Origin of the sequence: Pseudomonas reidholzensis (genome assembly GCF_900536025.1) — a bacterium.
Classification (GTDB): domain Bacteria; phylum Pseudomonadota; class Gammaproteobacteria; order Pseudomonadales; family Pseudomonadaceae; genus Aquipseudomonas; species Aquipseudomonas reidholzensis.
In genome coordinates this window covers 622,767-635,807 of the sequence record NZ_UNOZ01000002.1, presented here as the reverse complement: position 1 = coordinate 635,807, position 13,041 = coordinate 622,767, and the positions used below count along the sequence as shown (strand labels likewise).

10 protein-coding genes are annotated in these 13,041 nt (G+C 65.0%); 1 reads left to right on the top strand and 9 read right to left on the bottom strand.

The window, feature by feature from the left end; genetic code table 11:
- The first annotated feature begins 107 nt into the window (after positions 1–107).
- Positions 108–1,994, top strand: a complete 1,887-nt coding sequence (estP, locus tag CCOS865_RS02970; protein ID WP_119137828.1) for an esterase EstP — start codon at positions 108–110, stop codon at positions 1,992–1,994.
- A gap of 138 nt (positions 1,995–2,132) precedes the next feature.
- Here the strand turns inward: estP and trpE are convergent, their stop codons facing one another.
- The 9 genes from trpE to CCOS865_RS02925 all read right to left on the bottom strand — a co-directional run bounded on the left by trpE (position 2,133) and on the right by CCOS865_RS02925 (position 12,971).
- Entirely contained in the window at positions 2,133–3,614 is a 1,482-nt protein-coding gene (trpE, locus tag CCOS865_RS02965; RefSeq protein WP_119137761.1) for an anthranilate synthase component I, read from the bottom strand.
- 70 nt (positions 3,615–3,684) lie between these two features.
- Positions 3,685–4,503 (bottom strand): phosphoglycolate phosphatase, encoded by an 819-nt coding sequence (locus CCOS865_RS02960; RefSeq protein ID WP_119137759.1) that lies wholly within the window; start codon positions 4,501–4,503, stop codon positions 3,685–3,687.
- The gene (gene rpe, locus CCOS865_RS02955) at positions 4,500–5,174 is read right to left on the bottom strand and encodes a ribulose-phosphate 3-epimerase (RefSeq protein ID WP_119137758.1); all 675 of its coding nucleotides are present in this window, start codon (positions 5,172–5,174) and stop codon (positions 4,500–4,502) included. The genes CCOS865_RS02960 and rpe overlap by 4 nt, the downstream gene beginning before the upstream one ends.
- Before the next feature lie 155 nt (positions 5,175–5,329).
- The gene (locus tag CCOS865_RS02950) at positions 5,330–6,157 is read right to left on the bottom strand and encodes an ABC transporter permease (RefSeq protein ID WP_119137756.1); all 828 of its coding nucleotides are present in this window, start codon (positions 6,155–6,157) and stop codon (positions 5,330–5,332) included.
- Positions 6,158–6,168: 11 nt separating this feature from the next.
- Positions 6,169–7,416 carry an ABC transporter permease gene (locus tag CCOS865_RS02945; protein WP_119137754.1) on the bottom strand — a complete coding sequence of 416 codons (1,248 nt, stop codon included), beginning with the start codon at positions 7,414–7,416 and terminating at the stop codon, positions 6,169–6,171.
- A 63-nt stretch (positions 7,417–7,479) separates the two neighbouring features.
- Positions 7,480–8,511 carry an ABC transporter substrate-binding protein gene (locus CCOS865_RS02940; RefSeq protein WP_119137752.1) on the bottom strand — a complete coding sequence of 344 codons (1,032 nt, stop codon included), beginning with the start codon at positions 8,509–8,511 and terminating at the stop codon, positions 7,480–7,482.
- A 40-nt stretch (positions 8,512–8,551) separates the two neighbouring features.
- Positions 8,552–9,676 carry an ABC transporter ATP-binding protein gene (locus CCOS865_RS02935; RefSeq protein ID WP_119137750.1) on the bottom strand — a complete coding sequence of 375 codons (1,125 nt, stop codon included), beginning with the start codon at positions 9,674–9,676 and terminating at the stop codon, positions 8,552–8,554.
- 267 nt (positions 9,677–9,943) lie between these two features.
- On the bottom strand, positions 9,944–10,573 hold the full coding sequence (locus CCOS865_RS02930) for a response regulator (RefSeq protein ID WP_119137749.1): 630 nt from the start codon (positions 10,571–10,573) through the stop codon (positions 9,944–9,946).
- A gap of 10 nt (positions 10,574–10,583) precedes the next feature.
- The gene (locus CCOS865_RS02925) at positions 10,584–12,971 is read right to left on the bottom strand and encodes a PAS domain-containing sensor histidine kinase (protein ID WP_119137747.1); all 2,388 of its coding nucleotides are present in this window, start codon (positions 12,969–12,971) and stop codon (positions 10,584–10,586) included.
- Positions 12,972–13,041: the final 70 nt, after the last annotated feature.

The window sequence follows — 13,041 nt, the reverse complement described above, 5'->3', positions numbered from 1 at the left end:
ATATGCCCGTAAACATGGGGAAACGAATGCACTTTGGGAAACATGACCCTTGATTTTCTAAGGTCATCGGCGTGTCCCTGATAAAAACAATGAAAAGGATGTTCAGCATGCGCACTTCCCGCTTTCTGCGGTTCTCACTCTGCTCGCTCGCCCTCGCCTGCAGCCAGGCACTGGCAGCCCCCTCGCCCTACTCCACAATGATCGTGTTTGGTGACAGTCTCAGTGATGCCGGGCAGTTTCCGGACCTGATCGGCGGGACCGACGGCATGCGTTTCACCAACCGAGACGCCAACGGTAACTTCGCACAGGTGTCACCGACGCTCCTCGGCGGCCGGCTTGGGATTTCGCCAGGTGACCTCAACCCGTCCACTTCGGTGGGCATCCAGCCTGACGGCAACAACTGGGCAGTCGGCGGTTACACGACCCAGCAAATTCTCGACTCCATTGTCGGTACCTCAAAAGTGGTCATTCCGCCGGGCACTCCCGGCGCAGGCCAAGTCTTGCGCGAACGCCCCGGGTACCTGGCCAACGGCCAACTCGCGGACCCGAATGCCCTGTACTACCTGACTGGCGGCGGTAATGACTTCCTCCAGGGCCTGGTCACCAGCCCCACCACTGCCGCGGCCTCCGGCGCCAACCTGGCTGCCAGTGCCCAAGCGCTGCAACAGCAGGGCGCGCGCTACATCGTGGTCTGGCTGCTGCCCGACCTGGGCCTGACACCGAACTTCAGCGGCACGCCGCAACAAGGTGCGCTGTCGCAGTTGTCCGGCGTGTTCAACCAGGCGTTGCTGAACCAGCTGCGGCAGATCGATGCCGAAATCATCCCGCTGAACATCCCGCTGCTGCTCGGCGAAGCACTGGCCGACCCGACCCAGTTCGGCCTGGCCAGCGACCAGAACCTGGTGGGCACCTGCTACAGCGGTGCCGGCTGCGAGAACCCGCAGTACGGCGCCAACGGCGCGACGCCAGACCCCAGCAAACTGCTGTTCAACGATGCGGTGCATCCCACCATTGCCGGCCAGCAGCTGATCGCCGACTACGCCTACTCGATCCTCTCCGCGCCGTGGGAGCTGACCCTGCTGCCGGAAATGGCCCACGCCAGTTTGCGTGCGCATCAGGACGAACTGCGCAACCAGTGGCAGACGCCCTGGCAAGCGGTCGGCGAGTGGCAGGCTATCGTCGCCAGCGGCGCCCAGGACCTCGACTTCGACGAGCAACGCAGCAGCGCCAGCGGCGACGGACGCGGTTACAACCTGACCGTCGGCGGCAGCTACCGGCTCGATGATGCCTGGCGCCTGGGTGTGGCAGCGGGCGTCTACAAGCAGAAGCTGGAAGCCGGCGAACAGGATTCGGCCTACAAGCTGAACAGTTACCTGGCCAGCGCCTTCGCCCAGTACCGGCAGAATCGCTGGTGGGGCGACGCGGCGCTGAGCGCCGGCCACCTGGACTTCCACGACCTCAAGCGGACCTTTGCCCTGGGGGTGAACGACCGCAGCGAGAAAGGTGACACCGACGGTGAGGTCTGGGCACTGAGCGGGCGCCTGGGCTACAACCTGGCGGCCGAGCAAAGTGCCTGGCAGGTTTCACCCTTCATCAGTGCAGACTATGCGCGGGTCAAGGTCGATGGTTACGAGGAGAAGAGCGGACGCTCCACTGCGCTGGGCTTTGCGGACCAGGAGCGGACGTCGCGGCGGCTGGGCGCGGGCTTGCAGGGGAGTTATCAGTTCGTGCCGTCGACCCGGGTGTTTGCCGAAGTCGCACGGGAGCATGAGTTCGAGGATGACCGCCAGGAGGTGACGATGCACCTGACCAGTCTGCCGGCGAATGACTTTACCCTGACTGGGTACACGCCACAGAGCAACCTGACCCGGGCCAGCCTGGGGTTGTCGCATGAGTTGACGGCGGGGGTGCAGGTGCGCGGGAGTTACAACTGGCGCAAGAGTGATGAGCTGACCCAGCAAGGGGTGAGCCTGGCGCTTAGTCTGGACTTCTAGAGTGTTGGGGCCGCGTTGCGGCCCTTCGCGGGTAAACCCGCTCCCACAGGGATACTACAAGCTGCGAGATTCGCACGAACTCTGTGGGAGCGGGTTTACCCGCGAAGGGCTGCAACGCAGCCCCACGATCCCAGATAGTCACGCCTTGGGCGTTTGCTCGGCCAAGGCCACTGCGCGGAACATGGCGCGGCGTTTGTTGATCGTCTCTTCCCACTCCAGCGCAGGCACCGAGTCGGCCACAATGCCGCCACCGGCCTGCACATGCAGCTCGCCGTCCTTGATCACCGCGGTCCGAATAGCGATCGCGGTGTCCATGTTGCCGTTCCAGGCGAAGTAACCGACCGCCCCACCATAGACGCCACGCTTGACCGGCTCGAGCTCGTCGATGATCTCCATCGCACGAATCTTCGGTGCCCCCGACAAGGTGCCTGCCGGCAAGATCGCCCGCAACGCGTCCATGGCGGTCAGGCCTTCACGCAACTGGCCGGTGACGTTGGAGACGATGTGCATGACGTTGGAATAACGCTCGATCACCATCTTCTCGGTCAGGCGCACACTGCCGGTGGCCGACACCCGGCCCACATCGTTGCGGCCCAGGTCGATCAGCATCAGGTGCTCGGCGATTTCCTTGTCGTCGGACAGCAGGTCGTCCTCGAGCGCCCGGTCGGCTTCTTCGCTAGCCCCGCGCGGACGCGTGCCGGCGATCGGGCGCACCGTGACCAGGTTGTCCTCGACCCGCACCAGCACTTCCGGCGAACTGCCCACCACGTGGAAGTCGCCAAAGTTGAAGAAGTACATGTACGGCGTCGGGTTGAAGCAGCGCAGCGCCCGATACAGGTCGATCGGCGCCGCCTTGAAGTCGATCGACATCCGCTGCGACGGCACCACCTGCATGCAGTCACCGGCCAGGATGTACTCCTTCACGGTGTCCACTGCACGCTCGTAGTCGGCCTGGGTGAAGCTCGAGCGGAACTCAGGCTCCGCAGCCATCGGGCCACTCAAGTCGAGGCCGCGGCGCGGCGTGATCGGCTCGCGCAGCTTGGCCAGCAGGCCTTCGAGGCGCGCCTGGCCCTGCTCGAAGGCGTTGTCTTCGGACGGGTCGACCAGCACGATCGCGTGCATCTTGCCCGCCAGGTTGTCGAACACCACCACGGCGTCCGAGACCATCAGGAGGATGTCCGGCACACCCAGCGGGTCCGGATTCGGGCAGGCGCCCAGGCGTTTTTCCACATAGCGCACGCAGTCGTAGCCAAAGTAGCCGACCAGGCCGCCGTTGAAGCGTGGCAGGCCAGCGATGTCGGCGACCTTGTAGCGCTCTTTGAAGGCTTCGACGAAGGCCAGTGGATCTTCCACGTCGTGGCTTTCGACCTCTTCGCCATCCTGCAGGATGCTGACGTGGTAGCCATGCACGCGCATCACGGTGCGCGAGGGCAGGCCGATCATCGAGTAACGGCCCCACTTCTCGCCGCCCTGCACCGACTCGAGCAGGTACGAGTTGGCCTGATCAGCCAGCTTTAGGTAGATCGACAGCGGGGTATCGAAGTCGGCCAGGGTTTCGCAGGCCAGGGGGATGCGGTTGTAGCCGGCAGCGGCCAGGCGCAGGAATTCTTCGCGGGTCATGAGTAGCCTCGGAGCAAGCAGCAATGGGGTCAGGCAAACGGACGGGCCGGCAGGCGCCGGCGGGCAGAAGTCAGGCGCGCCAACGCCAACGGGCCAGGGCCTTGATGACTTTCATCCAGAATTTGCCAGTAACCACCACGGTGGGCTCTCTGTCTTGGGAGGCTTGAAGGTCCGCCAACGTTATCCCAGTGTCGGTGACTACGCAACCAGGCAACAGGATGCGCAGGTCGTCGATCACCAGGGTCGGCGATTCTTCGTCGATTGGCCGGCCATGGTTGTAGCCATAGCTCAACCCTACACTCTGCACCCCCGCCGCCTTGGCCGCCTGCACGTCGCTGCGCGAATCGCCGACGAACAGCGATTGCCCAGGCTCGACACCGGCCATTTTCATGACGAACAGCAACGCTGCCGGGTCAGGCTTTTTCTGTGGCAGGGTATCGCCGCCGATGATCCAGCGGAAATACCGGCCGATCTTCATCTGGTCGAGCAAGGGCGCGACGAAGCGCTCCGGCTTGTTGGTGATCAGGGCCATTTCCACGCCCTGCTTGCGCAGCCAGCGCAGGGTCTCGTGGACACCCGGGTAGACCACCGTCAGCGCGTGGCTTTCAGCGTAGGCTTCCATGAACAACGCCAGGCCGCGCTCGGCCAATTCGTCGTCCACTGCCTGGTGATCGAGGCCTCCGGCCAGGGCCCGGCGGACCAGCACCGGCGCGCCATTGCCGACCCAGTGGCGGACCGCCTCGAGGCCAGCGGGCGGGCGCCCGAGTTCGAGCAGCATGCGGTCGACGGCTGCGGCCAGGTCGGGGACCGAATCGATCAGGGTACCGTCCAGATCGAACATCACCAGCCTGGGCAGCGTCCCCGGGAACAGCTGCTCGAAGCCGCTCATGGGCGGGCCAGGGCCATTTCGGCGCGCATCTGGTCGATGACGTGCTTGTAGTCCGGGGCATTGAAGATCGCCGAGCCGGCGACAAAGGTGTCGGCGCCCGCGGCGGTGATCTCGCGAATGTTGTTGACGTTGACGCCGCCGTCGATTTCCAGGCGGATATCACGGCCGCTGGCGTCGATCAGGGCGCGGGCTTCGCGCAGCTTGTCGAGGGTGCCGGGGATGAACTTCTGCCCGCCGAAGCCTGGGTTGACGCTCATCAGCAGAACCATGTCGACCTTGTCCATCACGTACTTCAGGGCATCCAGGCTGGTGGCCGGGTTGAACACCAGGCCGGCCTTGCAGCCGCCGTCGCGGATCAACTGCAGAGAGCGGTCGATGTGCGTGCTGGCTTCCGGGTGGAAGGTGATGTAGGTGGCGCCGGCTTCGATGAAGTCGCCGATGATGCGATCGACCGGGCTGACCATCAGGTGGACATCGATCGGCGCGGTGACGCCGTACTTGCGCAGCGCGCTGCAGACCATCGGGCCGATGGTCAGGTTGGGGACGTAGTGGTTGTCCATGACATCGAAGTGGACGATGTCGGCCCCGGCTTCCAGCACCGCGTCGACATCGGCACCCAGGCGGGCGAAATCGGCGGAGAGGATCGAGGGGGCAATAGCGAAGGGCTGCATGGCGCACCTGTTGGCAGAATCACGGTGGCGCGCATTGTACCCCAGGCAAATCAATCAGGGCTGATTGGTGTCAATCCGTGTCGACGAGTGCCCAACCTTGGCGTGTCAGCACTGTCTCCTTCGCAGGCTTGCCCGCAAAGGAGACAGCCCGTTCATCAGCCAGGCTGTTGCGTACGCAGCTTCTCGCTACGCCCACGCAGCCACTCCAGGGTCAGCAACAGCACCACCGAGAAGGCGATCAACAGCGTCGCCGCGGCGGCAATGGTCGGGCTCAGGTTCTCGCGAATGCCGCTGAACATCTGCCGCGGCAGGGTCGCCTGCTCAGGCCCGGCGAGAAACAGCGTCACCACCACCTCATCGAACGAGGTGGCAAAGGCGAACAGCGCCCCCGAAATGACCCCCGGCGCAATCAGCGGCAAGGTCACCCGACGGAACGCGGTCAAGGGCGACGCCCCCAGGCTGGCCGCCGCCCGCACCAGGTTGTAGTTGAAGCCCTGCAAGGTCGCCGAGACGGTGATGATGACGAACGGCACGCCCAGCACCGCATGCACCAGGATCAGCGAAATGAAGCTGTTGCCCAGCCCCAGCGGGGCGAAGAACAGGTAACTGGCCACCCCGATGATGACCACCGGCACCACCATCGGCGAGATCACCAGCGCCATCACCAGCGACTTGCCAGGGAAATCGCCACGGGTCAGGCCAATCGCCGCAAGGGTGCCGAACACCATTGCCAGCACGGTCGCCGCCGGGGCGACGATAATGCTGTTCTTCAATGCGCGCATCCACTCGGCCGAGGCGAAGAAGTCCTGGTACCACTGCAGCGAAAAGCCCTGCAGCGGATACACCAGGAAGCTGCCGCTGTTGAACGACAACGGGATGATCACCAGCACCGGCAGCACCAGGAACAACAGGATCAGGCCGCACAGAATCCGCAGGCCGTAGAACCACACCCGTTCGATGGGCGACATGTAAGGGCTCAGCATGGCAAGGCTCCTCAGCTCAGGCGCAGGCGGCTGGCGCCGACCAGCCAGCTATAGATCAGGTACAACAGCACGGTCGCCAGCAGCAACAGCCCGCCCAGCGCGGTGGCCATGCCCCAGTTGATGCTGGTGTTGGTATAGAAGGCCACGAAGTAGCTGACCATCTGGTCGTTGGGGCTGCCGAGCAGCGCCGGGGTGATGTAGTAGCCGATGGCCAGGATGAACACCAGCAGGCAGCCGGCGCCGATGCCGGCATAGGTCTGCGGGAAGTACACCCGCCAGAAGCTGGCGAACGGGTGGCAGCCCAGCGAGATCGCCGCGCGCATGTAGCTCGGCGAGATGCCCTTCATCACGCTGTACAGCGGCAGGATCATGAACGGCAGGAGGATATGCACCATCGAGATGTACACCCCGGTGCGGTTGAACACCAACTCCAGCGGTTGATCGATGATGCCCATGGCCATCAACGCACTGTTGATCAGGCCGCCAGACTGCAGCAGCACGATCCAGGCCGCGACCCGCACCAGAATGGACGTCCAGAACGGCAACAGCACGAGGATCATCAGCAGGTTGCTCTGCCGAGTCGGCAGGTTGGCCAGCAGGTACGCCAGCGGGTAGGCCAGCAACAGGCAGATCACGGTGATCACCACACCCATCCACAGGGTACGGGCAAAGATATCCAGGTAGATGGCCTGGTCAGGCGTGGCCTTGGCCAGCTCACCGAGGTCGTCGATGCGATGGTCGACCGAAGCCAGCAGGTAATACGAGGTGACCGTGCTGGTGTTGCGGCGGATGGCCTGCCAGTAGGCGGGATCGCCCCAGCGCTCGTCGAGGGTTTGCAGGGCTTCTTTATAAGAGGCCGGTTCACTTTTCAGCGGCAGCGCCCGGGCCGTCTTCGACAGCAGGCTGCGGTAACCGGCCAGTTCCATGTTCAGGCGTTTGGACAGGTCGCCCAGGGTCTGGTTCTTGCGCGCCTCGGCCAGGTCCAGGCTGAGTGCCTTGTACACCTCCTCCCCCGGCAGGCTCTTGCCATCCCACTGCTGCACCGCCTCGACGGTGCGCGGCAGGCCAGCGACCACTTCAGGGTTGCCGACGCTCTTGTACAGCAGCGCCGCGATCGGCACCAGGAACACCAGCAGGAGGAACAGCGCCAGCGGCGCGATCAACGCCTGGGCCTTCCAGCGGTTGACCCGCTCGGCATGCTTGAGGCGCTGCTTGAGGCTTTTACCTGCGCCGTCATTCAGGGGCACTGCAATGGCCATGGCGAACTCCGAAAAAACGGGAAAACGGGGAGCGCCGGACTGCCCGGCGCTCCAATCACGCGCTTACTTCGCCGCCCAGGCGTTGAAGCGTTGCTCGAGCTGCTCGCTGTTATCGGCCCAGAACGCCACGTCGATCTGCACCTGGTTGGCGATGTTCTCAGGCGTGGTCGGCATGTCTTTCTTCACCGCCTCGGCCAGCAGCGGGACGGCCTTGGAGTTGGCCGGGCCGTAGGCGATGTTTTCCGAGTAGGTCTTCTGCTGCTCGGGCTGGACGCTGTAGGCGATGAACTTCTTCGCCTCTTCGACGTTCTTGGCGCCCTTCGGGATGGCCCAGGCGTCGAAGTCGTAGATGCCGCCGTTCCACACCACCTTGAGGTTGCTCTCTTTCTGCACCGCGGCGATCCGGCCGTTGTAGGCCGAGCTCATCACCACGTCACCCGAGGCCAGGTATTGCGGCGGCTGGGCACCGGCTTCCCACCACTGGATGCTCGGCTTGAGCTGGTCGAGCTTCTTGAATGCACGGTCCTGGCCTTCTTTGGTGGCCAGTACCTTGTAGACGTCCTTGGGCGCGACGCCGTCGGCCATCAGCGCGAACTCGAGGGTGTACTTGGCGCCCTTGCGCAGGCCGCGTTTGCCCGGGAACTGCTTGGTGTCCCAGAAATCGGCCCAGCTGGTGGGCGCGGACTTGAGCTTGTCTGCGTTGTAGGCGAGCACCGTCGACCAGACGAAGAAGCCCACACCGCAAGGCTGGATGGCGCCGGGCACATAGTCGGCCTCGTCACCGAACAGGGCCGGATCGAGCTCTTCGAACATGCCCTCGTCGCAGCCACGCGCCAGCTCCGGCGACTCGACTTCGACCAGGTTCCACGACACGCTCTTGGTGTCGACCATGGCTTTGACCTTGGCCATCTCGCCGTTGTACTCACCGGCGACGATCTTGCCCTTGCCGGCCTTTTCCCACGGTTCGTAGAACGCCTTGACCTGGGCGGCCTTGTTGGCACCGCCGAACGACACCACGGTGAGGTCCGCGGCCATGGCCTGGCCGGCGGCGAACAGGCCAAGGGCCAGGGCGGTCAGTTTCAACTGCTTGCGCATTATTATTCTCTCCACAGTACAGGGTTGGTTAAGCGAACCATCAGTGGGCTTCGGCAATCGGGTCGAGCGCGCGGGCGTGCTCCACCTCCCAGCCTAGCGGTACCACGTCGCCCACGGCCAAGGCCGGGTCGAGTTCGGCGATCGGCTGCTTCACGAAGAAGTCGCCCTTGCCGCAGACTTCCAGGCGTACCCGTACGTGGTCGCCCAGGTAGATGAACTCGGCCACCCGGCCGGAGAAGCGGTTGACGCAGCGTTCGCTGTGGCCATTGAGGCGCACCCGCTCGGGGCGGATCGACAAGGTCACCGGGTCACCGGCCTGGCCGACGTTGACCGCCAGCGCCTCGACCCGCTCACCGCGCGGCAGCTGCACCTGGCAGCGCTCGCCATTGCGCGCCAGCAAGGTGCCGTTGAGGCGGTTGTTCTCGCCGATGAAGTTGGCCACAAAGGTATTGCGCGGCTCTTCATAGAGGGTGCGCGGGTCGGCGATTTGCTGGATTTCGCCCTGGTGGAACACCGCCACCCGGTCGGACATGGTCAGCGCTTCGCCCTGGTCGTGGGTCACGTAGACCACGGTCACGCCGAGGCGCTGGTGGATGTGCTTGATCTCCATCTGCATGTGTTCACGCAGTTGCTTGTCGAGCGCGCCGAGCGGTTCGTCCATCAGCACCAGTTGCGGCTCGAACACCAGCGCGCGGGCCAGCGCCACGCGCTGCTGCTGGCCGCCGGAGAGCTGGCCGGGGTAGCGCTTGGCGAAGGCGTCGAGCTGGACCATGCCGAGCACGCGCTTGACCCGCTCGCTGATGTCGGTCTTGCTCAGGTTGCGCACGCTGAGCGGGAACGCCAGGTTCTCGGCGACGGTCATGTGCGGGAACAGCGCGTAGTTCTGGAACACCATGCCGATGTCGCGCTTGTGCGGCGGCACGTTGTTGATCGAGCGGCCGTCCAGCTGGATCTCGCCGGCGGTGGGCGTCTCGAAGCCGGCGAGCATCATCAGGCTGGTGGTCTTGCCCGAGCCGGACGGGCCGAGCAAGGTCAGGAACTCGCCCTTGCGGATGTCCAGGTTGAGGTCCTTGACGATCAGCGACTCACCGTCGTAGCTCTTCTGCACACCCCGGAAACTGACCAGCGTGTCGCCGGTGGCAGTGTTCGAATTCGCCTCGCTCATGCCTGCACCTTCTTGTTGGATGACTGCGTGAGAGAAGGTTAGACAAGGCGCAAGGGCCCGCAAATCGGGGGTACTGAGAGAATGTGCTCGTCCAGATGGAAGATTGGGTGTAGGGATTGCCCTACACGGATGACGCTTTCAGACGCCCCAAGAAACCCGTGGGAGCGGGTTCACCCGCGAATGTTTACGCCGATCACCGTCGTTGCCACGTCCGGCCTCTGCGCGGGCAAGCCCGCTCCTACGCAGCGCACGTCGCAATTGGAACAGTCAGACCAGCTTGTGCTCCATGGCATACTTCACCAGTTCGGCCAGTGAATTGACCTTGAGCTTCTGCATCAGGCGCGCCTTGTGGGTGCTGATGGTCTTGCTCGAGAGCGCCAGCTGCTGGGCGATGTCATTGACGTTGGCGCCCTGGGCAAGGCGCTCGAACACCGAGAACTCGCGCTCCGAGAGCAGCGTGTGCAGCGGGCGCGTGTCGGTCAGGCCGACCTCGAAGACCATCCGGTCGGCCAGCGCCGGGTCGATGTAGCGCCCGCCGCCAGCCACCCGGCGGATGGCCGTCAGCAGCAGCGCCGGGTCACTGTCCTTGGTGGCATAGCCGGCAGCCCCCGCCTTCAGCGCACGCGCCGCCATCTGCGCTTCGTCATGCATCGACAGCATGAGGATCGCCGGCGGGTTGTGCAGGGCTCGGATCCGCGGGATCGCCTCGAGGCCATTCACCCCCGGCATCGAGATATCCAGCAACACCACCTCGCACGGGGTGTGGCGCAGGGTCTCGAGCAATTGCTCGCCGTTGCCCGCCTCGCCCACCACCTGCATGTCCTTGGCCAGGCCGATCAACTGCTTGATGCCTTCACGGACAATGGTGTGGTCTTCCGCCACCAGCACTCGAATCACGCTTGCTCTCCTAATCCAGGGGTATCGCCACACTCAGGCTGCTGCCCTCACCCGGCTCACTGTCCAGCACCATGCTGCCGCCGAGCATCAATACCCGCTCACGCACACCGACCAGGCCAAACGAGGTCGGCCGGGCCTGGTCGAGGGCAAAGCCCACGCCATCATCGATGACGCTCATGCGCAGTTCGGCGTCCTCGCGCACCAGCAGGATCTGCACGGTGTGCGCCTGGGCGTGACGCATGACGTTGGTCAGCGCCTCCTGCAGGATGCGGAACAAGCCGGTGGCCTTGGCATCGCTCAATGCTGGCAGATTTTCTGGCACTTGTACCAGGCACGGGATCTGTGTGCGCGCTTCGAAGCGCCGCGCCTGCCATTCGATCGCCGAGGCGATGCCGGCGTCGAGGATCGGTGGCCGCAGCGCAGTCGCCACGTCACGCACCAGCTGGAACAGCTGCGCGATCAGGCGCTTCATGCTCGACAGGCGCTCGTTCAGCCCGGGGTCGAGTTCGGCGAAGGCCAGCTCGCACATCGACACTTCGAGCTTGAGCACGGTGAGCATCTGCCCCAGCTCGTCGTGCACCTCGCGGGCGATGCGCGCCTTTTCCTCTTCGCGCACGCTCTCAAGGTGCGCCGAGAGCTCACGCAGTTGCCCCTGCGAGCGCGCCAGGGCGAGCTCGGCGCGCTTGCTCTGGGTGATGTCCCAGACCACCCCGTCCCACACCACCCGGCCATCGGCCAGGGCGCGGGTACTGGCCTTGATGTCGGCCCAGCGCTGCTCGCCCTGACGGGTGAGGATACGCCCCTGCCACGACCAGTCCTGGTTGTTGGCCAGGGCCAGGTCCTGCACCCGATGGTAGTCGGCGCGGTCCTGCGGGTGGACCAGGTTGCGCAGGCCCATGTCGGGGTGCTGGATCGCGGCCGGGGAATAGCCGACCAACGCCTCGCTGCCTTCGCTGATGTAGGGAAACTCCAGGTCTCCCTCGGCCGGGTCGCGCTCCAGGCGGAACACCAGCCCCGGCACATTGCCGGCGATGCCCTTGAGCCGCGCCTCGCTTTCGCGCAGGGCGGCCAGGGCGCGGCGGCGTTCGGTGACATCGGTGAGAAACACCACCAGGTATTCGGCATCCCGAAAGCGCAGGAAGCTCAGCGACAGGTCGACCGGCAGCAGGCTGCCATCGGCACGCAGGCACTGGCTCTCGAACTGCTCGGCACCGCCATTGCCGGTGCGCGCGCGCCGCCACAACTGCAGCCAGCGGTCCATCTGCAGGTTCGGCTCGAAGTCGATCAACGGCCGTTCGAGCAGCTCGCCCTCAGCGTAACCGAGCATGCGTTCGGCGGCGTGGTTGGCGTAGCGCACGTGGCTGTCCCAGTTGACCCAGAGAATGCCGACGGTGCTCTGGTCGATGGAGAACTGGCTCAGGCGCAGCGCCTCCTCGCGGGTCTGCCGCTCGACCAGGGTTTCCCGCGCGGCCAGCAGGCTGCGCTCCAGCTGGCGTTGCTGGCGGCGCTGCCAGACCAGGGTGGCGATGGCGCACAGCAGCAGCATGCCGAACAGCAGCGCCAGGTTCTGCCAGAAGCCGGCACTCTCGCTCAGGCGCGGATACTTGGGTTGCAGCCAACGTTGATGCAGTTGCTCCAGCTCCTTCGCCGGCATGGCCTGCAGGCCGCGCTCGAGGACATCGGCGAGCAGCGGCCAGTCGCGGCGCGAGCCCACCCGCAGCAATTGCGGCAGGCCGATGTCGGCGACCACCGCCAGGTCGCTGAACTCGCTCTCGCGTGACAGGCGGCTGAGCTGGGCTTCGTCGAGCACGGCATAGCTGGCCTGGCCGCCCAGCACCCCTTGCAGGGCCTGGCGCTCATTGGGCACACCCTGCAGGTTGAGATTGCCGTAGTTGCTGCGCAGGTAGTCGGCCAGCGCACTGGGCATGCGCACCGCGACCCGGTCGGCGGGGCCGAGTTTTTCCAGGTCGACCGCCATCGCCCCCGTGCGCGGGCCCACCATCAGTTGCGGGACGCGCATGTAAGGGTCGCTGAACAGCCACAAGCGCAGGCTGGTGGGGGTCTGCGTCAGACCTGGGGCGAAGTCGATCTCACCCGCCTGGAGCGCATGCTCGAGGGCGGCCTGGTCGGCGAAGTTACGCCAGGTGAGGTCGAGCCGCAGTGCCTGGGCCAGCCAGTTGACCAGTTCGACATTGGCCCCATAGAGCTGCTGCAGACGTCGATCGAACTGCGCGTAGGGCACTTGCAGGACCAGCCCCACCCGCAGGCTGCGGTGTGTGTCGAGCCATTGTTGCTGGGCCGGTTCCAAGGCCACCGTCGGCGCCGGCGCGGGCCTGGCCAAGGCGAGCAAGGGCAGGCACAGGCAGCCGATAAGCAGCAGGCAACGCATTCGCTTCATCTCTACGCTCGTCTTGGCAAACGCGGCCATCACCCGTGGCCGTGGCGGACAAATACTATTAGGCTGCCGG